The following is a 21,338-nucleotide window of genomic DNA, read 5'->3' on the forward strand; positions in this document are numbered from 1 at the left end:
GTAATGATGCGGCGGTCACTTACGCTGCGGTTGAGCTTCGCGTAGACGAAAGATCATGACCAAAGCGCAGAACCCGCTGAAGTGGCGAGGCGTGGACGCCCTGATCGAGCGTGGCCTCGATCACTTCAAGTTGCCGGGAAAGCTCGGCCGTTCGCCTGTGTTTTTCCAATCCTGGCAGGAAATCACGCCCTTCTTCATCTTCACGCCCCACCTGAAGTGGGGCGCCGTGAGCGTCTCGGGCTTGATGGGTCTGAGTTTCACCGGCGTGGATGACTTTGTGAACAGCAAGGGCAAGGTCCTGACGTCGCCGCCCTTCATGATCCATACGGCCAATTTCCCCGGCGAAATGGCGCGCTATATCTTTCCGGAAGGGGTCGAAGAGGGCGCTTTCGACGTATGGGCGGCCCAGATCGACGCCTGCCTGCGCAGCTATCCGACCTCGGCCGAAGACATGGCGTCTCAGGTTCGAAGCGGACGGATCGGCGGCTTCGGGGCGGCCCAGCAGTTCGTCGCCAGTCCTCCCGCCGAGCCCCTGAGATCGTGGCTCGCGGAACGGGGGATCGAGATCCCCTCGAACGGATCCTTGCCGATACAGGCCGTGACGGTCCCCTCGCTCGCCCTGCAATGAAAAGCGGCGGCGGGGTCAGCGCAGGCTGTAGCCGCCGTCCGTGAACAGGGTGGTCCCGGTGGTGAAACCGTTGGTCAGCAGGAACAGCACGGCCTGGGCGATCTCGGCCTCGCGGCCGGGGCGGCCGACCAGCGAACCCTTGGCCTGGCCGGCGAAGGCGGCTTCGCGGACCTCGGTGGGACGGCGGGCCCAGAGGTCGCCGTCGATCGTGCCGGGGGCGACCACGTTGACCCGCACGGGCGCCAGATCGACGGCCAGGCCGCGTCCGAAGGCCTCGATCGCGCCGTTGGCGGCGGCGTAGAGCGCCGCGCCCCTGGGCGGTCGGGCGCTGGCGGCGCCGGACATCAGCACCACCGAGCCGTCGGGCGACAGCCTGGGCGCGGCGGCGCGCACGCACCGCACCTGGCCCCAGAACTTGCCGTCGAACGGCGAGGCGATGGCCGCCTCGTCGGGATGGTCGAAGGGGGCGATAGTGTAGGTCGCGGCCGGGGTGAACAGGTGGTCGATGCGGTCGAGGGGCTCGAAGAACCGCGCGACGGAGGCGGTGTCGAAGAGGTCGATAGTCGCGGCCTGGGCGTTGGGGCCGAGCTGGGCGCGGGCCGCCTCAAGCCGGTCGGCCGAGCGTCCGCCGATCACCACGCGGCCGCCGCCTTCGACGAAGGCCTTCGCCGTGGCCAGCCCGATCCCCGAGCCGCCGCCGATCACCACCAGGGTCTTTTCATCGTATCGCATGGCCGTGAGGCTAGGCGGCGGACAAGCGCGACGGAAACGACTTGAATTCCGATCATTCCGGACTTCAGTGCGGGAATGACGTTGATCCCCTCCCTCGACCGCTATGGCGGCGTTCGGGCCTTCGTGGCCGTGGCCGAGCATGGCGGCTTCGCCGCCGCCGCGCCGTCGCTGGGCCTGTCGCCCTCGGCGGTGGGCAAGGCGGTGCAGCGGTTGGAGGCGCGGCTGGGCGTGCGGCTGCTGGCCCGCACCACCCGCACCGTGGCCCTGACCGAGGACGGTCGGGTGTTCCACGCGCGCTGCGTCGCGGCCCTGGCCGGCCTGGCCGAGGCGGAGGCCGAACTGCTGCAGGGACGGGGCGAGCCGTCGGGCCTGCTGCGCGTGGCCCTGCCGCCGCTGCTGGGCCGGGCCTTCGTCATGCCGGTTCTGCTGGAGCTGGTCGCCCGCTGGCCGGGCCTGAGGCTGGAGGTCGTGTTCGGCGCGCGGACGGTGGACCTGACGGCCGAGGGCGTGGATCTGGCGGTGCGCATCGGCGACCTCGACGACCGCGCCGGCCTGGTCGCCCGGCCGCTGGGCGCGCAGCGGCGGGTGGTCTGCGCGACGCCGGCCTATCTCGATGCGCGGGGCCGGCCCGAGCGCGTCGAGGACCTGCTGGATCACGACTGCCTGGTCGAGGCCCGCGACGGCCGCCCGACGCCCTGGCCCTATCTCGACGCGGACGGTGTCGCCCGCAGCCTGCCGGTGGACGGCCGCCTGCGCATCGGCGACGCCCTGGTGCTGGCCGAGGCCGCTCGGGCCGGAACCGGGATCGCCATGGTCCCGCGCTGGGTGGTGGCCGAGGATCTCGCGGCCGGCCGGCTGGAGACGGTGCTCGACGGGGTGTTCGACAGTCCCCTGCCGGTGAACCTGGTGTGGCCCCGCACGCCGTATCCGAGCGCGAAGCTGCGGGCGGCGGTGGACGCGCTGGTCGCGCGGTATGGAGCGGAGCGGCCGTGGGACTCGTCCCCTCTTCCATAGGGAGAGGGAGGGGCCCGCCGCGAAGCGGTGGGAGGGTGAGGGGTTTCACCACCGACAGGCAAATCCGAGATGGCGACCAACCGCCCGAAGTCGAAGCTCTAAGCGCCGCGCCTCATTCGGTGAGTTTGTTACCTCTCACCCTCCCACGCCTTGCGGCGTGGGCCCCTCCCTCTCTCAAAGAGAGAGGGTCTCTATGCCCGATCCCTACCTCTCCCGGGCGATCGGGTAGAGCAGGTGGCGGTCGTCGTAGAAGGGCGTGCGCTTGTAGAACCAGGCCAGGCGCGCGTCGGGATCGGCGGCGAACTTGGGATCGGCGGCCAGCTTGGCCTCGAACTCGGCTTTCAGCGCCGGGTCGGCGGCCATCATCTTCTCGGCCAGCGGGGCGATGGCGTAGGGCTCGATATATTCGACCCGGCTCAGCACCTCGGGGACCATGCCCCAGGCGAAGACGCTTTCGCTCGACTGCGGCTCGAGCAGCAGCACGACGAGGTCGCCCAGCGGCTGGTCGGTGGGCACGCGCACCGAGCCCTTGGGAAAGGTCCAGTCGCGGGCCTGCGTCGTCACCTGCTCGACGCTCATCTGGACGTGGCCCTCGTTGGCGCGCGGGGCGACCTTGGGCTCGACCAGGCGCAGCATTTCGACGGGAACGACCTTGGGCGCGTCCAAGGTTTCGACCTTTACCCCATGCAGCTTCAGCCGCTCGATGATGTCGGCGCGGTAGCTGGGAACCCAGTAGGCCTTGGGTCGGGCCAGCTGCAGCGTCGGGTGCGAGCCGTAGAACGGCAGCTGCCACAGCTCCGGATCGGCCTGCCCCAGCCAGCGGATCTCGGTCTTGCCCGAGGCGGGGCTGTCGTAGGTCTCGTAGCGGATGCCCTTGAAGGCGCGGGTCGTGGTCGGCTTGTCGTCGGCGACGAAATTGGCCGGGATGGTCGCCGGCCGCAGGGCGCTGTCGGCGGCGACGGCGGCGCGCAGGGTGTCGCCCTTCTGCGCCAGCAGCTTCAGCGCCGTCTCGATGAAGACATAGGTGCCCAGCACCCGCTGGGCGTGGGGCTTGAGGCTGTGGTTCTCGATCAGGATGGTCGGCACGTGGGCGGCCGAGCCCCAGCCGTTGGAGAACCGCTCGCCCAACCCGCCGTCCGACAGGCCGGCCTTGGGGTTGCGCTCGTCGACGCCGAACACCAGCTCGCCCGGGATGTGGCCCTCGGCCTCCAGGCTCGCGTTCATCGCCGGCTTGAAGGCCTCGTCCAGCCACTTGGCCGTGGCCGGCGAGCGCGACCAGACGCCGTCCTCGCCGTTGTAGCCGTAGGTGACGTCGTACTGGTAATCCATGCCGTCGGTGACGTGGACGTCGACGTAGAGGTCGGCGTGGTATCTGGCCTGGAGCCGCTTCAGCGCCTGCATCTCGGGCTGGTCGAGCTTCATGAAGTCGCGGTTGAGGTTCTGGTTGGTCGCCGTGTTGCGCCAGCCCTGGATGCGCGGCCCGCGCTGGTTGGGCCGCGAATAGGGACCCGAGCGCTCGTGGCCGTCGACCGACAGGATCGGGATCAGCACCAGATTGACCTTGTCGAGCAAGGGGTCCTTGCCGTGGAAGGCGATGTCGCGCAGCAGCATCATGCCCGCGTCCTTGCCGTCGATCTCGCCCGGGTGGATGCCGCATTGCACCAGCAGCAGCGGCTTCTTCGGATCGAGCTTGTCGCCGTCCTTGCTGGCGATGACGGCGAAGATCGGCCGGCCCTCGGGCGAGACCCCGAAGTCCTCGACGCGCACCAGCTTGGTCGCCTTGTCGAGCTTGTCGAACCAGGCGCGGGTGTCGGCGTAGGTTGGCGAGAAGTCGTGGCCCGGATCGGCCTCGAACGGCGTCACCCACGGATCGGCCGCATCACGGATCAGCGCCTGGCTCGCGCCCTGCCACTGCGGCGCGGGCGGCAGGAAGGCTTCGTCCCAGGGCTTCTTGGGTTGCGACATGGCGGGGGCTCCGGAGGAAAGCAGGATGGCGGCGGTGGCCATGGATAGGAAGCCGTTGCGGAAACCTGCGGTCGATGCAGACGTGAGGCTGTTCATGTAGGCGATCTATTCTTCGAACATCTCGCGTAGGGCGGCGAGCGTGGCGGCGAGGGTCTCGGGATCGATGTCGGGCAGGCGGCGGATGAACCGTGTGCGAGAGACCGTTCGGATCTGCTCGATCAGCACGAAGCCTTCCCGGCCCTGGTAGGTGACAGCGGGGCGGTAGGGTGCAGGCCGTGCTCCGCTGGTCAGCGGCACGACGGTGACCACGCGGTGGTGGGTGAAATCCGGCGGAGAGACCACGATGCAGGGCCGGGTCTTCTGGAGTTCGCTGCCCTCGGTGGGATCAAGACGGACCAGCCAGACCTGACCGCGCATCACCATGTCCAGTCCTCGTCGGTCTCGGCGGTGAGCGGCGCTTCGAGCCACTCGATGTCTTCTTCGCTAAGGCCTTCCGCGCCAATCTGCCTGGAGGCTTCTTCCCAGCCATCGCGCACGTGACGCTTGGCCGCCTTGATAACGATTTCGTCGCCCGAAAGGGTGAGTTCGAGTGCGTCGCCGACCCCGACGCCCAGGCTTTCGAGCGCGGTCTTGGGCAGCAGAACGCCAGCGGAATTGCCGATCTTGCGGACGGACGAGCGCATGACTGTCTCCGTTATTACTAAGTAATAACTTGAAAGTCGCTCGTCCGCCAGCGCGTCCTTACTTCGTCTTCCAGATCGGCTTGCCTTCGCCCGGCAGGCCAAGCCGCGACCACTTTTCGCTGACCGCATCGACCACGGCCTGGTCCATGCGGATCTCCTCGCCCCACTCGCGGTTCGTCTCCGGCTCCCACTTGTCGGTGGCGTCGAGGCCGATCTTGGAGCCCAGGCCGCTGACGGGGCTGGCGAAGTCGAGATAGTCGATCGGGGTGTGCTCGATCACCGTGATGTCCCGGGCGGGGTCCATCTTGGTGCTGATCGCCCACATCACGTCCTTCCAGTCGCGGGCGTTGATGTCGTGGTCCACGACGATCACCCACTTGGTGTACATGAACTGGCGCAGGTAGCTCCAGACGCCCAGCATCACCCGCTTGGCGTGGCCCGGATAGGCCTTCTTCATCGACACCACGGCGATGCGGTAGGAGCAGCCCTCGGGCGGTAGCCAGAAGTCGACGATCTCGGGGAACTGCTGGCGGATCAGCGGGATGAACACCTCGTTCAGCGCCTCGCCGAGCACCGAGGGCTCGTCCGGCGGCCGGCCGGTGAAGGTGGTCAGGTAGATCGGGTCCTTGCGCATGGTGATCGCGGTCACCTGGAAGACCGGGAAGGTCTCGACGCTGTTGTAGTAGCCGGTGTGGTCGCCGTAGGGGCCTTCCTCGGCGTGCTCGTCGAGCAGGACGTGGCCCTCGATGACGATCTCGGCCTGGGCCGGCACCATCAGCGGCACGGTCTTGGCCGGCACGAGGTCGAGCTTGGCGCCGCGCAGCAGGCCGGCGAACTGGTATTCGGACAGGGTGTCGGGCACCGGCGTCACGGCGGCCAGGATCGTGCCGGGATCGGCGCCCAGCACCACGGCGCAGGGCAGAGGCTCCTTCTTGCCGGCCTTCTTGTGGCGGGCGTAGTGCTGGGCCCCGCCGCGGTGGGCCAGCCAGCGCATGATCGCCCGGTCCTTGCCCAGCACCTGCATGCGGTAGATGCCGAGGTTGAAGTCGTCCTCGCGGTCGTCGCTGGGACCCTTGGTGACCACCAGGCCCCAGGTGATCAGCGGGGCCGGTTCGCCCGGCCAGCAGGTCTGCACCGGCAGCTTGGAGAGGTCGATCTGGTCGCCCTTCAGCACCACTTCCTGCACGGGCGCCTTCTTCACCGTGCCCGGGCGCATCGACAGCACCGTCTTGGCCAGCGGCAGCATGTCGATGGCGTCCTTCAGCCCCTTGGGGGGCTGGGGCTGGCGCAGGAAGGCCAGCAGTTCGCCCACTTCGCGCAGCTCGCCGGCGGTGGTGCGAGGCTCGCCGCCCAGCGTCACGCCCATCGCCACCCGCTTGACCGTGCCGAACAGGTTGGCGAGGGCCGGCATCGAAGACCGCGATCCGTCGGGCAGCAGCACGTGCTCGAACAGCACGGCCGGGCCGCCGGTCGCCAGCAGGCGGGTCTGGATCTCGGTCATCTCCAGGACCGAGGAGACCGGCTCCTTGACCCGCACCAACTCGCCCTGGGCCTCCAGCACGTCGATGAATTCGCGAAGCGAGCGATAGGCCATGGGCGGGGAGACTCCTGGAACGGGGCGGAACCTAGAAGCGGGGGCGCGCCAGGGCAAGGCGAGAGGGCCCGATGTTCGAAGGGGGTGTGGAGGGGGCGTCGAGGGAGCGTCGAGAGCGTGTGGAGAAAGGATGGAGGCCAAGCTTCGTCCTAGGCGCCGCACGCGGGGCGTGATCTCTGCTGCTCGAAGGTTGCAGGAGCCCGTCGATGACCGATCAAGCCGTCGAAGCCGATCCGCGCGCCGTCCGCCGGGCGGCGATCCTGCGGCTGGTCACGGGCCTGGCCCAGGGCCTGCTGCTGTACTGGCTGTACCAGGCCGACGAGTTCAAGCGCTGGCCCGACGGCCAGCCCATGGTCTATGCGGCCTTCCTGCTGGCCTTCCTGTTCGCGCCGTTCGTGGTGCTGGCCGGGCTTTCGACCATGCGCTGGCCCGCGCTGGCTTCCTGGAAGGGGCTGGTCGTTCTGCTCGCCGCCGGGGTCGGAGCCTATGGCGTGTGGAGCGGCGATCCGTCGGCCTCGGGCGTCAACGGCCTGGGACCCTTAAGCTTCCTGGGCGTGGCGGCCCTGATCTTCATCGGTCACCACCTGGTCGAGCCGGCCGACATCGAGCGGCGGCCCATCGCCCGCTTCGCCAGCTATTTCGACATTACCTGGAAGCACGGGGTTCAGCTGGCGCTAGCGGTCGGCTTCACCGGCGCCTTCTGGCTGCTGCTGTGGCTGGCGGCGGTGCTGTTCAAGCTGATCGGCGTCGGGATCATCGAGACGATCATCCAGACCAAGCTCTTCGCCATTCCCGCCACCACCACGATCTTCGCCGCCGCCGTCCAGCTGACCGACGTGCGGGCCGGCCTGGTGCGCGGGGTGCGGACCGTGGCCCTGACCCTGCTGGCCTGGCTGCTGCCGCTTATGGTGCTGATCGCCGGGGCCTTCCTGCTGACCCTGCCGTTCACGGGGCTGGAGCCGCTGTGGAAGACCCGCAGCGCCACGGCCAGCCTGCTGACCGCGGCGGCCTTCCTGGTTCTGCTGACCAACGCCGCCTATCAGGACGGCACCGAGACGACCGCCCTGATCCTGAAGTGGGCGGCGCGGCTGGCCGGCCTGTTGCTGGTTCCGATCACCGTGCTGGCGGCCTATGGCCTGTCCTTGCGCATCGGCCAGTACGGCCTCAGCACCGACCGGATCATCGCCGCCGCCTGCGTGCTGGTCGCGGCCGGCTATGCGATCGGCTACGCGGTCGCCGCCGTGCGGCCGGGCCCCTGGTTGAAGATCCTGGAGACGACCAATATCGGCATGGCCTTCGTGGTCATCGTCGTACTGCTGGCCCTGGTGACGCCCCTGGCCGATCCGCGCCGGCTGTCGGTGAACGACCAGGTCGCGCGGCTGCAGGCCGGCAAGGTCAAGGCGGAGGCGTTCGACTTCGACTTCCTGCGGTTCCGCAGCGGCCGGTTCGGCCTGGATGCGCTCAAGCGGCTGGCGGCAGGGCCGGACGCCCTCGTCGCCAAGGCGGCCAAGGCCAGCCTCGCCCGCCTGGCGGCCGGGCCCGCGCCGGGGAAGGCCGAGCCGATGGCCGGCGTGATCGTCTACCCCAAGGGCCGGACCCTGCCGAACGGCTTCGAACGCCTGACCGACCTGAGCGACTCGCCGTGCCGCTTCGCCGCCAAGCCGTGCTCGGCCCTGCTGCTCGACATCGACGCGGACGGGTCCGAGGAGGTGCTGCTGTCGAGCGGCTCGATGCTCGACGTCTTCGGCATGCGCGAAGGTCGCTGGAAGAAGATCGGCTATGCGTCCAGCCCCTGCGGCCGGGTGGCCGACATCGCCGGGGTGCTGGCGCGCTCGGGCGAGGCCGCGACCGTCGAACCCTCGCCCCTGCGCGACGTGGTGATCGGGGATGTCCGGATGGAGCTTCGACCGCAGGGCGACGCCTGCAACGTGACGGCGGAGGAGGCCCTGGCCTCGCGGCCTAAACCGCGCCCTCGCTGACGGCGTTCAGCCGCGCATAGACCCCGCCGGCCGCCTTCAGTTCGGCGTGGCGGCCTTCCTCGACCACACGGCCGTTCTGGAAGACGAGGATCCGGTCGGCGCCGCGCACGGTCGACAGGCGGTGGGCGATGACGATCGTCGTGCGGCCCTGCATCAGGGCCTCGGCGGCCTCCTGCACCAGGGCCTCGGTCTCGACGTCGAGCGACGAGGTGGCCTCGTCCAGAACGAGGATCGGGGCGTTGGTCAGGAAGGCGCGGGCGATGGCCACGCGCTGGCGCTCGCCGCCCGACAGCTTGATGCCGCGCTCGCCGACCAGGGTGTCGTAGCCGTGCGGCAGTTTCAGGATGAAGTCGTGGGCGCGGGCCTTCTTGGCGGCCTCCACCACCTGCTCGAAGGTGGCGTCGGGACGGCCGTAGGCGATGTTGTCGAGAAGGGACCGGTGGAACAGGGCCGGGTCCTGCGGCACCACGGCGATGGCGCGGCGCAGGGAGCCCTGGGTAACCTTGGCCACGTCCTGGCCGTCGATCAGGATCCGACCGCCCTGCAGGTCGTGCAGGCGCTGGATCAGCTTGACGAAGGTCGACTTGCCCGAGCCCGTGGGGCCGACCAGGGCCACCTTCTCGCCCGGCGCGATGTCCAGCGAGAAGCGGTCGTAGAGCGGCGCGCCGGCGTTGCGGTAGGCGAAGGTCACGCCCTGGAAGGCGACGGCGCCGGGGCCGGTCACGACGTCGGGCGCGCCGGGGGCGTCGGCGATCTGCGGCGGCAGCGTTGACCAGGCCGCGACGTCCTCGCTGTCGTCGATGCCCTTCTGCAGCATGCGGATGTTCTCGCCCATGTTGCGCAGATAGCCGCTCATCAGCAGGAACGAGGTCATGGCCGCGACGATGTCGCCGGCGTTGGCCTGGCCGCGCATCCAGGACCAGACCATGGCCCCGGTCAGGCCGGCCTGCAGCACGACCAGCAGCAGGTTCTGGCCGAGCCACACGTCGGTGAAGCGGTTCCAGGTGACCATCACCGCGTCGCGCCAGGCCGCCGTGACCTGGGCCAGGCGTTGGGTCTCGCGGTCCTCGGCGCCGAAGGCCTTCACGGTGGGGTTGGAGGTCACCGCGTCGGCCAGGGCCCCGCCGATGGCGGAGTCCAGGGCGTTGGACTTCAGGTTCGCGGGCCGGACGTAGCGCTCGGTGATCCACAGGTTCACCGACAGGTACAGCAGCACCACGACCAGCGAGATCGCGCCGGCCAGGGGCTGCTTGACCAGCATCACGCCCGACAGGCCCAAGAGCACGATCATGCTGGGCACGAGCCAGATCGTGAAGGCGTCGGTGACGCTGTCATAGCCCCACATGGCGCGGGTCAGCTTGCGCACCGTGGCGCCGGCGAAGCTGTCGGCGTGCCAGTCGGACGAGAAGGCCTGGACGCGGGCGAAGCCCTCGTTGGTCATCTCCTCCATGTTGCGGGCGGCCAGCGGGATCCAGAACCGGTGGGCGATGTTGCGGATCAGCGAGAAGGCCAGGTAGACGCCGACGAAGACGGCCCAGGCCCCCCAGGCGCGCGACTTCTCGCCGGCCACCACGACATTGACCAGATGCTCGGCGGCGGTCGGCAGGGCCACGTCGAAGCCCACCGCGATCAGGGTCAGCACCACCCCGGCGGTGAAGATCAGCTTCCGGCGCAGCCAGAAGCGCGCCAGGAAGCCCAGCACCTGGGTGTTGGACAGCGCCCGGCGCCGGCCCTGGGTCTCGTCCTCGTCGTCGAAGTCGCTCATGGGCGGCTAGATAGGCCTGTTGTGGCCGGCAGGGAACGTCCCGCCGACAGGCTGCTGCCAGGTTCTGTCCTAGCGCCGGGCTTCGGTGGCCATGCGCACGGCCAGGCCCCCCAGCACGCTGGCCATCAGCCAGCGCTGGACCAGGGCGAAGCTGGGGCGGGTCGCCAGGAAGGTGGCGATCGAACCGGCGGCCAGGCAGATCAGGCCGTTGATCGTCAGGCTGACGGCGATCTGGGTCCCGCCCAGCAGCAGCGACTGGCTGAGCACGGCCCCATGCTTCGGGTCGATGAACTGCGGCAGCAGCGACAGATAGAGCATCGCCGCCTTGGGATTGAGCAGGTTGGTCAGGAAACCCATGGCCATCAGCTTGGCCGGCGGGTCCTTGGGCAGCTCGCGCACCTGGAAGGGCGACTGTCCGCCCGGCTTGATCGCCTGCCAGGCCAGCCAGCCCAGATAGAGCGCCCCGCCGAACCGCAGGACGTCGTAGGCGATCGGTGCGGCCATCAGCAGGGCGGTGATGCCCAGCGCCGCGCAGACCAGATAGACGATGAAACCCGCCGCCGTGCCGACCAGCGACACGATCCCGGCCCAGCGCCCCTGGCAGATCGAGCGGCTGACCAGATAGAGCATGTTCGGCCCCGGGGTCAGGGCCATCCCCAGGCAAACCAGGGCGAAGGCGATCCAGGTCTTGGCGTCGGGCATCGGGTTTTCCTGAAAAGCGGACAAGAAAAAGGGGCCGGAAGCTTTCGCCGCCGGCCCCTTGGTCTTTTTGGCTGTCGCCGAAGACGTCCTGCTTAGTGGATGTCTTCGTTGATCAGGCCGACCTTGTACCAGCCAGCGGTCTGCAGCTGGTTCAGCACGCCCATGAAGTCGGCGTACATGACGTCGGCGTCGGCGCGGATCATCACGCGCTGGTCGTCCTTCGGGCCAGCCTGGCCGTTCGAGGTGAACTTGGCGTCCAGGTCGAACTGCAGGTTGTCGAGGCTGGTTTGCTTGTCCGCGATGAACAGAGCGCCCGACTTCTGGATCGAGATGAAGACCGGTTCCTTCGGCTTCACGCCGGGAGGCGGCGGCGAAGCGGGGGGAAGGTCGATCTTGATCGAGGTCACGGCCATCGGCACGGCGACCATGAAGATGATGAGCAGAACGAGCAGAATGTCGACGAAGGGCGTGACGTTGATTTCTGAATTCTGGTTCAGCGAGTAGCGACCGCCGCCGCCGCCAGCAAGTTTAGCCGCCATAGCCTGACTGTCTCCCGGGGACCGCCCCCAGGCGGTCCAGAAATTGTTAGATGCCACGTCTGGCGCAGACGAGCGCGGAAGTAAAGCCCGACGACGCGCCGCAATGGCAACCCCTTTTGTGAGTCTTTTTGGCCTAACGCCGTTCAGGAGAGCGTTTTGGGCGCCGGGCTTCGCGCCCCGCGCGACTAGCGCTGGCCATCAGGCCGCGCTAAGCCCCCGCGCATGATCTTTTCCTTCGACGCCTACGTCACCGCCGCCCTGTTCGATCGCGCTGGACGCGCCGGATTCGCCCTGGGCGACGGCACTGTCCGATTCGAGGCCGAGGGCGGTTTCGTCACCGTGGAAGCCCATGGCGGACCGCTCGGTGGGGCCGTGCTGGCCGCCTGCGTCCACCCCTCGGGCCGGGGCCTGGTGACCGGCGGCGACGACGGCCGCGTGGTCTGGAGCCGGGTCGAGGGCGACGAGGTCGTGGCCACCCTGCTGGCCGAGGTGAAGGGCAAGTGGATCGAGCACGTGACGGCCAGCGCCGCCTCGGGCCTGATCGCCTTCACGGCCGGCAAGGAAGTGCACGTGCTGGACTCGGCCGACGCCGAGTTCCGTCGCACCTACGTCCACGAGAAGACGGTCTCGGGCGTGGCCTTCGACCCGAAGGGCAAGCGCCTGGCCGCGGCCGGCTACGGCGGCGTGTCGCTGTGGTGGAGCCGCATCGCCGACCAGAAGCCGACGGTGATGAAGTGGGCCGGCAGCCACGTGGCCCTGGCCTACAGCCCCGACGGCAAGTTCCTGGTCTCGGCCATGCAGGAGAACCAGCTGCACGGCTGGCGCCTGTCGGACGGCAAGGACATGCGGATGGGCGGCTATCCGGCCAAGATCAAGAGCCTGGACTTCTTCGACAAGGGCAACCTGCTGGCCACCGCCGGCGCCAACGGCGCGGTGATCTGGCCGTTCGCCGGGGCCAGCGGCCCGATGGGCAAGGAAGCCGCCGAGATCGGCTTCTCGCGCGACTCGCTGGTGGTGCAGGTGGCCGGCATCGACGCCCTGCCGGTGATGATCGCCGGCCAGGACAACGGCCGCGTCTGGGCCGCGCACATGCGCTCGGGCCGCATCGAGACCCTGAAGGCCGAGAAGGGCGCCCCGATCAGCAGCCTGTCGGTCAACGCCGACGGCTCGCGTCTGGCCTGGGGCGACGAAAGCGGCGAGGCCGGCGTGCTGGTGGTGCCGGATATCTCGGTGCGGAACTTCTGATCTCGTCCTTCTCCCCTTGCGGGAGAAGGTGTCGCCGAAAGGCGACGGATGAGGGGTCTCTCAGAAGTCAGACGCCGCGAAAGCTGATCGGCTTTTGCGGCGTTTCTGTACGTGCAACCCCTCACCCGACCTCCTTCGGAGGCCACCCTCTCCCGCAAGGGGAGAGGGATTTAGACGGGCCAGGTCGCTTCGCTGGCTCCCAGCACTTCTCCCGCCAGGTAGAGCGAGCCGCAGATCAGCACGTGCGGGACGGGGTCCAGCGCGAGCGCTCGCGTTAGCGCGTCGTCGAGGCTGTCGCAGGCGGCGGCGCGCAGGCCGGCCAGTTCGGCGGCGGCGGCGGTTTCAGCGGCGCTGGCGGCGGCGTGACCTTCGAAGGTGACGGTGAACACCTTGGCGGCGACGCCCCGGAAGGCCTGGAAGAAACCGGTGGCGTCCTTGTTGGCCAGCAGGCCCGAGATCAGGGCCACGGGACGGCCGTCGCGGGCGGCCAGATCAGCCACGGCGCGGGCCACGGCGCGGCCGGCGTGGGGATTGTGCCCGCCGTCGAGCCACAGGTCGGCGCCGGCGGCTTGCGCGGCTTCCGCGTAGGGACCGGCCGTCAGGCGCTGGAAGCGGGCCGGCCAGACCGTGCCGGCGATCCCCCGGCCCATGGCCGCCTCGTCGATCCTGGGATCGTCCAGGGCCAGAAGGGCCGCGACGGCGAGGCCGGCGTTGGCGAACTGGTGCTCGCCGGGCAGGGCGGGGGCGGGCAGGTCGAGCAGGCGGTCTTCCATCTGCACCAGCAGGCGGCCGCGTTCCTCCCAGGCGTCGAAGTCACGGCCCATGAGCGTGAGCTCGACCCCGGCCAGGGCGGCGGCGGTTTCCAGCACGCCGTCGACGGCGTCCTGCTGGCGGGCGCTGACGGCAGGGGCGCCAGGCTTGATGATCCCGGCCTTCTCGACGGCGATCTCTTCGATCGTGTCGCCCAGGAACTCGCGGTGGTCGAGGTCGATCGGGGCGATCACGCTGACGGCCGGTTGCGCGATCACGTTGGTGGCGTCGAGCACGCCGCCCAGCCCCACCTCGACGATGCAGAGGTCGGCCGGCGTCTCGGCGAAGGCGACGAAGGCCGCGGCCGTGGTGATCTCGAAGAAGGTGATGGCTTCGCCGGCGTTGGCGGCCTCGACCCGTTCCAGCACTTCGGCCAGGCGCTCTTCGGTGATCAACGTCCCGGCCAGGCGGATGCGCTCGACGAAGCGCACCAGGTGCGGCGAGGTGAAGACGTGGACCTTGAGACCCGCCGCCTCGGCCATGTGGCGCAGATAGGCGACCGTCGAGCCCTTGCCGTTGGTGCCGGCCACGTGGATCACCGGCGGCAGGCGGTCCTGCGGGTTGTCGAGCGCCGCGCACAGCCGGCGCATGCGGTCGAGCGACAGGTCGATCTTCAGCGGATGCAGCGCCCGCAGGCGCTCCAGCGCGGCGTCGTGGGCGCGGAGGTGGTCGGTCATGGGTTCGCGATCAAGATCCTCCCCCTCTGGGGGAGGGGGACCCCGAAGGGGTGGAGGGGGCCGCCGTCAGGCGGCTGCGCCGCACCCCCTCAGTCGGCTTTGCCGACAGCTCCCCCAGAGGGGGAGCATCTTCAGGTTCAGGCCGCCTTGCGACGGCCCAGCATCAGGGTGCCGAGGATCGAACCCAGGGTCTCGGGCAGGTCCTTGCGGGCGGTGACGCGGTCGACCATGCCCTTTTCGACGAGGTATTCCGAGCGCTGGAAGCCCGGCGGCAGGGTCTCGCGGATGGTCTGCTCGATGACGCGGGGCCCTGCGAAGCCGATCAGGGCGCCCGGCTCGGCCAGGTGCACGTCGCCCAGCATGGCGTAGGAGGCGGTGACGCCGCCGGTGGTCGGGTCGGTGAGGACCACGACATAGGGCAGGGCCGCGTCGTTCAGCTCGTTGATGGCCAGGGTGGTGCGGGCCATCTGCATCAGCGACAGGGCGCCTTCCTGCATGCGCGCGCCGCCGGCTGCCGTGAAGGCGATCAGCGGGACTTCGCGAGCCAGGGCGGCCTTGGCGGCGGCGATGAAGCCTTCACCGGCGGCCATGCCGAGCGAGCCGCCCATGAAGGCGAAATCCTGGACCAGGACCACGGCGTCGACGCCGCCGACCTTGCCGTAGCCGATGGCCATGGCGTCCTGTTCGCCGGTGCTCTTGCGAGCGGCGGCCAGGCGATCCTTGTAGGGCTTGCCGTCCGAGAACTTCAGCGGGTCTTCGACGACCGACGGAGTCGGCAGCGACTCGTACTCGCCGTCGTCGAAGGTGAACTTGAAGCGCGCCTCGGGACCGATGCGCATGTGGCGTCCGGCCGGGGTGACCCACAGGGCCGCCTCCAGGTCGGAGCGATAGATCATCTCGCCCGTGTCGGGGCACTTGACCCACAGGTTCTCTGGCGTCTCGCGCTTGGCGAAGGCGCCGCGCACGCCGGGCGCGATCCGAGACAGCCAGCCGCCGCGACGGTCGGTCGAGGTCTTGGCCTTGTCGCCCTTCTTGGGGCCTTGGGGTTCAGCCATAGCCATAGCCTTAAAGCCTCATGCCGTTCCGACTCGCGCCGATCGCACAGCCTTAGCCAGCTCCGACGCCTTGGAAAGAACCTTTTGGGTCACGTTTTCGTTCAGCTTCGCCGCCGACGCGATTTCGTCGACCAGCGCCGAGCCGACGACGACGCCGTCGGCCACGCGGGCCACCTCGGCGGCGCGCTCGGGGGTCTTGATGCCGAAACCGACCGCCACCGGCAGGCCCGAGGCGGCGCGCAGGCGCTCGACCGGGCCGCGCACGGCGTCGGCGTCGGCTTCCAGCACGCCGGTCACGCCCGCGACGGAGACGTAGTAGATGAAGCCCGAGGTGCGCTTGACCACGGCCGGCAGGCGCGCGTCGTCGGTCGTCGGCGTCGCCAGGCGGATCAGGTTCATCTTCGCCGCTTCCAGCGCGTCGGTCAGGGCGTCGGCCTCTTCCGGCGGGCAGTCGACGATGATCACGCCGTCGGCGCCGGCGTCCGAGGCGTCATTGGCGAAGCTCTCGAAACCGTAGGACAGCACCGGGTTCAGATAACCCATCAGCACGATCGGCGTGACCGTGTTGGTCTCGCGGAAGCGGCGGACGATGCCGAGCACGTCGCGCATCTTGGTGCCGGCGGCCAGCGAGCGTTGCGAGGCCAGCTGGATGGTCGGGCCCTCGGCCATCGGGTCCGAGAAGGGCATGCCCAGCTCGATGACGTCGGCGTGTTCGGCCAGGCCCGTCAGCAGCTCGAACGAGGTCTCCAGGTCTGGATCGCCGGCCATGATGTAGGCGACGAACAGCGCCCGGTGGTCGTTTTCCCGCTGGAAGGCGCGCTCCAGGCGGGTTCCGTCGCGATAGCTGGTCGTCATCAGATGGTCCGTCCCAGGGCGTCGGCCACGGTGAAGATGTCCTTGTCGCCGCGGCCCGACAGGCACAGCACGATGACGCCGCCTTCGCCGATTTCCTTGGCCAGCTGCGGCAGCTTGGCCAGGGCGTGGGCGCTTTCCAGGGCCGGAATGATGCCCTCGAGCTCGGCGCACAGCTGGAAGGCCTTCAGGGCCTCGTCGTCGGTGCAGGTCAGGTACTGGGCGCGGCCGATGTCGTGCAGGAACGAGTGCTCCGGACCGATGCCCGGATAGTCGAGGCCGGCGCTGATCGAGTGGGCGTCGAGGATCTGGCCGTCGTCGTCCTGCAGCAGATAGGTCTTGTTGCCGTGCAGCACGCCCGGGCGGCCGCCGGTCAGCGAGGCGGCGTGCTTGTCGGTGTCCAGGCCGTGACCCGAGGCTTCCACGCCGTAGATCTTGACGCTCTCGTCGGCCAGGAACGGGTGGAACATGCCGATGGCGTTGCTGCCGCCGCCCACGCACGCGACGACGGCGTCGGGAAGGCGGCCTTCCAGTTCCTGGATCTGCTCGCGGGTCTCGTTTCCGATCACCGCCTGGAAGTCGCGGACCATGGCCGGATAGGGGTGCGGACCGGCGGCGGTGCCGATCATGTAATAGGTGTCGGCCACGTTGGTGACCCAGTCGCGCATGGCCTCGTTCATGGCGTCCTTGAGGGTCGCCGCGCCCGAGGTCACCGGGCGGACTTCCGCCCCAAGGAGGTTCATGCGGAAGACGTTGGGCTTCTGACGGGCGACGTCGACGGCGCCCATATAGACCACGCAGGGCAGGCCGAAGCGGGCCGTGACGGTGGCCGAGGCCACGCCGTGCTGGCCGGCGCCGGTCTCGGCGATGATCCGGGTCTTGCCCATGCGCTGGGCCAGCAGGATCTGGCCCATGCAGTTGTTGATCTTGTGCGCGCCGGTGTGGTTCAGCTCTTCGCGCTTGAAGTAGATCTTGGCGCCGCCGAGATGCTTGCTCAGGCGCTCGGCGAAATAGAGCGGGCTGGGCCGGCCCACATAGTGGGTCAGGTAGCCGCGCAGCTCCTTCTGGAACGCCGGATCGTTCTTGGCCTCGGTGTAGGCCCGGTCCAGCTCGAGCACGAGCGGCATCAGGGTCTCGGCCACATAGAGACCGCCGTAGTCGCCGAAGCGCCCCTTGGCGTCGGGATAGGCGGACCAGTCGTTAGGCCGTTCAGGAGTCGCGGTAGGAGCGTTCAAGATCGTCTTCCGGGCTTTTAGGCGCGTTTGACGGCGTCGAGGAACGCCGCGATCAGAGCCGGGTCCTTTAGGCCCGGACCGCGTTCCACGCCAGAGGAAACGTCCACCAGCGGGGCCCCCGAGGCCTTGACCGCCTGCGCCACGTTCCACTGATCGAGGCCGCCGGCCAGGAAATGCGGGCGAGAAAATCGCCGGCCTTCCAGCAGGCTCCAGTCGAACCTTGCGCCGGTCCCGCCGGGCAGGGCGGATCCTTCCACGGGCCTGGCGTCGAACAGGAACTGCTCGGCGACGGTCTCGAACGCGCGGGCCTGGTCGACATCGGCCGACGAGGAAACGGAGAAGGCCTTGATCACCCCGGCGCCGCTGCGCTGCGCGATCTCGCGCACGCGGCTGGGCGTCTCCTTGCCGTGCACCTGGATCAGGTCGGGGCGCATGGTCGCCATCAGCCGGTCGACCAGGGCGTCGTCGGGATCGACGGTGACGGCCACGGTCTGCACGCCCCGGCCGCGCACCGGCGCGACCAGCCGCTCGGCGGCTTCGGGCGTGATGTTGCGGGGGCTCTTGGCGAAGAAGACGAAGCCCAGATAGGCCGCGCCGCCGTCGAAGGCGGCCTTCACCGTCTCCGCCGTCGAGAGCCCGCAGATCTTGGCCTTGGTGGTCATGGCGGGGGAGTTACGGTGGGGAAGGCCTCAGCGCAACCCCCGCCGGCCCAACCGGCCCGGCGTCATTGCAGGGTGAAGACCCCGTTGACCGCCCTCCACTCGGTGGGACCGATCATCCGGTTGTGGGCCACCTTCACCGAATGCAGCACCCCGTCCAGCTCGCGGCTCCAGAAGTCGAGGAAGCCCTTCAGGGTCGGGAAGCGTGGGGCCAGGTCGTACTCCTGCCAGACATAGAGCTGCAGCAGGTGCGGATGGTCGGGCAGGTGGTAGCAGATCTGGGCCGTGGTCAGGCCGTAGCCCAGCATCTGCAGCTCGAACGCGCGGGTGGTCATCGAAAGCACTCCGACAACGGGTAAGCGTCACCGAAGAACCGTCCGCCCGGGGGCTGAGTTGCTCAAGAGGGCAGGGCGTCGCACCCCAAAATCCTTCTCCCCTTGCGGGAGAAGGTGGCGCCGAAGGCGACGGATGAGGGGTCGCGCGGCGGTCGAGGTCTGAGAGACCCCTCACCCGACCCGCTGCGCGGGCCACCCTCTCCCGCAGGGGGAGAGGGATCCCAAATCAATCCCGCACCAGACCCCCGTCGACCACCAGGTTCTGCCCCGTCACCGCCCGCGCCCAGGGGCTGGCGAAGAAGAGCACCGCGTCGGCGAACTCGGCCGGGGTGGTGACCGAGCGCAGCGGGGTCATGCCGGCGATCAGGTCGAAGACCGGCTCGGGCGTGGCGGCGCTGGCGCCGGTGACGCGCAGCAGGCCGCCGGAGACCATGTTGACGGTGATGCCGGCGGGGCCGAGGTCGCCGCAGGCCGTGCGGGTCAGCGACAGCAGGGCGGCCTTGACCGCCGTATAGTCGTGATAGGGCACGACCGGGTTCTGGAAGAGGTTGGTGCCGACGTTGATCACGCGGCCGAAACCGGCGTCGGCCATGTCGGGCGCGGCGGCCTGGATGACGTTCAGCGCGCCCTTGAGCACCGTCGTGTTCTGCTTCTCGAAGTCTTCCCAGGCGATGCTGGCGAGATGCGCGCGGGCGTCGCCGTTGAAGCTGTAGTCCAGGGCGTTGTTGATCACGGTGGTGACGTGCGAGCCGAAGGCCTGTTTGGCGGTGGCGAACATCGCCTCGACGGCGGGGCGGTCGGCGACGTCGGCCTGGACGGCGATGGCGCGTTCGGGACCGCCCAGTTCGGCCGCCAGGGCCTCGGCGGCGTCCTTGCTGACGCGGTAGTTGACGACGACGCGGGCGCCATGGCGGGCGAAGGCGCGGGCGATCTCGGCCCCCAGGCCCCGGCCGGCGCCGGTGACGAGGACGATCTGGTCGGACAGCTGCATTATAAGAGACTCCAAAACTCGGCCCGTCGGTCCCTTAGCGCCGTTCGTCCAGGCTGGCGACGACCCCCAGCTCCGGCGAGGGCGGGTTGGGCAGGGGGACCTGGGCCTCCAGCCGGCAGACCAGGCCCTGCGGCCGCCAGTCCATCCGCGCCTGGCCGCGCAGCTCGCCGCGCAGGCTGCGCTCGATCAGCCGCGAGCCGAAGCCGCGCCGGGCGGGCGGGGCGGTCACCGGCGGGCCGCCGGTCTCGGTCCAAGTCAGGCACAGGGCGCGGGCCTCGGCGTCGAAGCTCCAGGCGACCGCCACCGCGCCTTCGGACGTGGCCCCTTCGGACGTGGAAAGCGCGCCGTACTTCAAGGCGTTGGTAGCCAGCTCGTGGAAGATCAGCGACATGGTCAGCGCCCCGCCCGGCGGCAGGAAGCAGGCTGGCCCCTCGACGCTCACCCGGCCGGCGGCGGCCGTGAACGGGGCCAATGCTCTTTGCGCCACCTCGCGCAGCTCCGCCCCGTGCCAGCTCTCGCGGGTCAGCACGTCGTGGGCCAGCGACAGGCCGAGCAGCCGCGACTCGAACTTCTCGAAGGCGGTGATCGGGTCGGGCTCGTTGCGCAGGGTCTGGGCGGCCATCGACTGGACGGTGGCCAGGGTGTTCTTCACGCGGTGGTTCAGCTCGTTGATCAGCAGGCGCAGCTGGCCCTGGTGGCGCTCCTGCTCGACCTCGATCCGCTTGCGGGTGGTGATGTCGGCGATGATGGCCACCAGATAGGGCCGCTGGCCGGGCGGCTGCACGCGCGAGACGTTGAGGCGGATCCACAGGCTCGACCCGTCGCCGGCCCGCAGGCGGCGCTCGGCGTGATAGGTGTCGGTGCGGCCGGCCAGCAGCGAGCGGACGTGGCGCTGGGCGTCCGGCAGGTCCTCCGGCTCGATCAGCTCGGCGGCGTCGCCGGCCAACAGATGGTCGCGGTCGTGGCGGGTGATGGCGCAGAAGCGGTCGTTGACCTCCAGGAAGGTCCCGCCCGGCGCGATCCGCGCCACGCCCATGGCCGCCTGCTCGAACAGCGCCTTGTAGCGGGCCTCGGCCGCCTCCAGCCGCAGGCGCGCCTCGACGGCGGCGGTGGCCACCTCGGTATAGAGCACCAGGCCGCCGATCGCCCCGTCCTCGGTGCGCCAGGGGGCCATCGACCAGCGGATCCACTCGACCCGGCCGTTGCGGTCGACATAGCGGTCGCCGGCGTCCTCGCGCAGCTCGACCCCCTCGGCGATCACCCGCGCGTGCAGGTCGCGCCAGTGGCGGGGGATCTCGGGAAAAACCTCGTAGTGCACGCGGCCCAGCAGCGGCAGGTCGGCCGGCAGGCCCTGGTCGGTCAGGTACTGGGCCGAATGGGCCAGATAGCGCATCGACCGGTCGAAGATGGCGATGCCCAGCGGCGCATGCTTCAGCGCCGTGGTCAGGCTGGGCGAGTCCTGCGCGATCATCGGGCGGGCGGCGGCTCCGGCTACGGACGGCGAGAGCACGCATCATGGCCCCGTTCGCGCGTGGGGCGCTAGACATGATCCTTCTCCCCTTGCGGGAGAAGGTGGCGCCGATAGGCGTCGGATGAGGGGTCTCTCAGACATCGGACGCCTCATCCGGCCTGACCGCCGCACGCGGCTTACAGTTCTGAGAGACCCCTCACCCGACCCTGCTCCGCAGGGCCACCCTCTCCCGCAAGGGGAGAGGGAACGGGTTGGCGACCCCGCGCTTTCGCTGCGAGCTGATGAAGGAGAGCGGAGCGCCCGGGCTACGCCCGGAGGTGTTGTTGTGTGTACCGTTTCGACGAAGCCAAGGCGCTCCGCGCGGTCGTTTGGCTGCCGGCTTCCCGGGCGGCGGCGCTCTTAACGCC

General features: G+C 69.5%; 20 protein-coding genes and 1 pseudogene. 5 read left to right on the plus strand and 16 right to left on the minus strand.

Annotated elements, in window-relative coordinates:
• Positions 1 to 55 precede the first annotated feature (55 nt).
• Positions 56 to 628 (plus strand): hypothetical protein, encoded by a 573-nt coding sequence (locus AC1RRS_RS18570; protein WP_492856383.1) that lies wholly within the window; start codon positions 56 to 58, stop codon positions 626 to 628.
• Between the two features lie 15 nt (positions 629 to 643).
• Here the strand turns inward: AC1RRS_RS18570 and AC1RRS_RS18575 are convergent, their stop codons facing one another.
• Complete coding sequence (locus AC1RRS_RS18575; protein ID WP_492856384.1) at positions 644 to 1,360, minus strand: SDR family oxidoreductase; 717 nt, start codon at positions 1,358 to 1,360, stop codon at positions 644 to 646.
• A gap of 75 nt (positions 1,361 to 1,435) precedes the next feature.
• Between AC1RRS_RS18575 and AC1RRS_RS18580 the strand changes: the two genes are divergently transcribed.
• Entirely contained in the window at positions 1,436 to 2,374 is a 939-nt protein-coding gene (locus AC1RRS_RS18580; RefSeq protein WP_492856385.1) for a LysR family transcriptional regulator, read from the plus strand.
• Positions 2,375 to 2,578: 204 nt separating this feature from the next.
• Here the strand turns inward: AC1RRS_RS18580 and AC1RRS_RS18585 are convergent, their stop codons facing one another.
• From AC1RRS_RS18585 to AC1RRS_RS18600, 4 genes are all read right to left on the minus strand, one after another.
• Positions 2,579 to 4,381 carry a M14 family metallopeptidase gene (locus AC1RRS_RS18585; protein ID WP_492856403.1) on the minus strand — a complete coding sequence of 601 codons (1,803 nt, stop codon included), beginning with the start codon at positions 4,379 to 4,381 and terminating at the stop codon, positions 2,579 to 2,581.
• A gap of 63 nt (positions 4,382 to 4,444) precedes the next feature.
• The gene (locus tag AC1RRS_RS18590; RefSeq protein ID WP_492856386.1) at positions 4,445 to 4,762 is read right to left on the minus strand and encodes a type II toxin-antitoxin system PemK/MazF family toxin; all 318 of its coding nucleotides are present in this window, start codon (positions 4,760 to 4,762) and stop codon (positions 4,445 to 4,447) included.
• Positions 4,756 to 5,022, minus strand: a complete 267-nt coding sequence (locus AC1RRS_RS18595) for an AbrB/MazE/SpoVT family DNA-binding domain-containing protein (protein WP_492856387.1) — start codon at positions 5,020 to 5,022, stop codon at positions 4,756 to 4,758. The genes AC1RRS_RS18590 and AC1RRS_RS18595 overlap by 7 nt, the downstream gene beginning before the upstream one ends.
• A gap of 58 nt (positions 5,023 to 5,080) precedes the next feature.
• Complete coding sequence (locus tag AC1RRS_RS18600; protein ID WP_492856388.1) at positions 5,081 to 6,616, minus strand: UbiD family decarboxylase; 1,536 nt, start codon at positions 6,614 to 6,616, stop codon at positions 5,081 to 5,083.
• A gap of 206 nt (positions 6,617 to 6,822) precedes the next feature.
• On the opposite strand from AC1RRS_RS18600, the gene AC1RRS_RS18605 reads away from it, so the two are divergent.
• Positions 6,823 to 8,595 (plus strand): DUF4153 domain-containing protein, encoded by a 1,773-nt coding sequence (locus AC1RRS_RS18605; protein ID WP_492856389.1) that lies wholly within the window; start codon positions 6,823 to 6,825, stop codon positions 8,593 to 8,595.
• Here AC1RRS_RS18605 and AC1RRS_RS18610 read toward each other — a convergent pair.
• The 3 genes from AC1RRS_RS18610 to AC1RRS_RS18620 all read right to left on the minus strand — a co-directional run bounded on the left by AC1RRS_RS18610 (position 8,576) and on the right by AC1RRS_RS18620 (position 11,601).
• Positions 8,576 to 10,360 carry an ABC transporter ATP-binding protein gene (locus AC1RRS_RS18610; protein WP_492856390.1) on the minus strand — a complete coding sequence of 595 codons (1,785 nt, stop codon included), beginning with the start codon at positions 10,358 to 10,360 and terminating at the stop codon, positions 8,576 to 8,578. The genes AC1RRS_RS18605 and AC1RRS_RS18610 overlap by 20 nt on opposite strands.
• Positions 10,361 to 10,429: 69 nt before the next feature.
• Positions 10,430 to 11,062 (minus strand): LysE family translocator, encoded by a 633-nt coding sequence (locus AC1RRS_RS18615; RefSeq protein ID WP_110121123.1) that lies wholly within the window; start codon positions 11,060 to 11,062, stop codon positions 10,430 to 10,432.
• Between the two features lie 92 nt (positions 11,063 to 11,154).
• Entirely contained in the window at positions 11,155 to 11,601 is a 447-nt protein-coding gene (locus AC1RRS_RS18620; RefSeq protein WP_110121124.1) for a biopolymer transporter ExbD, read from the minus strand.
• 222 nt (positions 11,602 to 11,823) lie between these two features.
• Between AC1RRS_RS18620 and AC1RRS_RS18625 the strand changes: the two genes are divergently transcribed.
• Positions 11,824 to 12,846 carry a WD40 repeat domain-containing protein gene (locus AC1RRS_RS18625; protein WP_492856391.1) on the plus strand — a complete coding sequence of 341 codons (1,023 nt, stop codon included), beginning with the start codon at positions 11,824 to 11,826 and terminating at the stop codon, positions 12,844 to 12,846.
• 170 nt (positions 12,847 to 13,016) lie between these two features.
• Here the strand turns inward: AC1RRS_RS18625 and AC1RRS_RS18630 are convergent, their stop codons facing one another.
• The 6 genes from AC1RRS_RS18630 to AC1RRS_RS18655 form a co-directional block, all read right to left on the minus strand.
• On the minus strand, positions 13,017 to 14,333 hold the full coding sequence (locus AC1RRS_RS18630; protein WP_492856392.1) for a bifunctional folylpolyglutamate synthase/dihydrofolate synthase: 1,317 nt from the start codon (positions 14,331 to 14,333) through the stop codon (positions 13,017 to 13,019).
• Positions 14,334 to 14,470: 137 nt separating this feature from the next.
• Entirely contained in the window at positions 14,471 to 15,394 is a 924-nt protein-coding gene (locus tag AC1RRS_RS18635) for an acetyl-CoA carboxylase carboxyltransferase subunit beta (protein ID WP_492856393.1), read from the minus strand.
• Between the two features lie 12 nt (positions 15,395 to 15,406).
• Complete coding sequence (gene trpA / locus AC1RRS_RS18640; protein WP_492856394.1) at positions 15,407 to 16,243, minus strand: tryptophan synthase subunit alpha; 837 nt, start codon at positions 16,241 to 16,243, stop codon at positions 15,407 to 15,409.
• Positions 16,243 to 17,475, minus strand: coding sequence for a tryptophan synthase subunit beta (gene trpB / locus AC1RRS_RS18645; protein WP_487291941.1), 1,233 nt, complete (start codon positions 17,473 to 17,475; stop codon positions 16,243 to 16,245). The genes trpA and trpB overlap by 1 nt, the downstream gene beginning before the upstream one ends.
• A gap of 17 nt (positions 17,476 to 17,492) precedes the next feature.
• A complete protein-coding gene (locus AC1RRS_RS18650; protein ID WP_492856395.1) occupies positions 17,493 to 18,137 on the minus strand; it encodes a phosphoribosylanthranilate isomerase in 645 nt (214 codons plus the stop codon).
• Positions 18,138 to 18,199: 62 nt separating this feature from the next.
• On the minus strand, positions 18,200 to 18,469 hold the full coding sequence (locus tag AC1RRS_RS18655) for an usg protein (RefSeq protein ID WP_492856396.1): 270 nt from the start codon (positions 18,467 to 18,469) through the stop codon (positions 18,200 to 18,202).
• Between the two features lie 90 nt (positions 18,470 to 18,559).
• Between AC1RRS_RS18655 and AC1RRS_RS18660 the strand changes: the two are divergent.
• A pseudogene (locus AC1RRS_RS18660) lies at positions 18,560 to 18,688 on the plus strand (hypothetical protein); the annotation flags it as partial.
• Positions 18,689 to 18,695: 7 nt separating this feature from the next.
• Here AC1RRS_RS18660 and AC1RRS_RS18665 read toward each other — a convergent pair.
• Both AC1RRS_RS18665 and AC1RRS_RS18670 read right to left on the minus strand, forming a co-directional pair.
• Positions 18,696 to 19,460: a 3-oxoacyl-ACP reductase gene (locus AC1RRS_RS18665; RefSeq protein ID WP_492856397.1), complete on the minus strand. Its 765-nt coding sequence runs from the start codon at positions 19,458 to 19,460 to the stop codon at positions 18,696 to 18,698.
• Positions 19,461 to 19,494: 34 nt separating this feature from the next.
• Positions 19,495 to 20,970, minus strand: a complete 1,476-nt coding sequence (locus tag AC1RRS_RS18670) for a sensor histidine kinase (protein ID WP_492856398.1) — start codon at positions 20,968 to 20,970, stop codon at positions 19,495 to 19,497.
• Positions 20,971 to 21,338: the final 368 nt, after the last annotated feature.

The sequence above is a fragment of the Caulobacter sp. GW821-FHT12A07 genome (genome assembly GCF_058807655.1).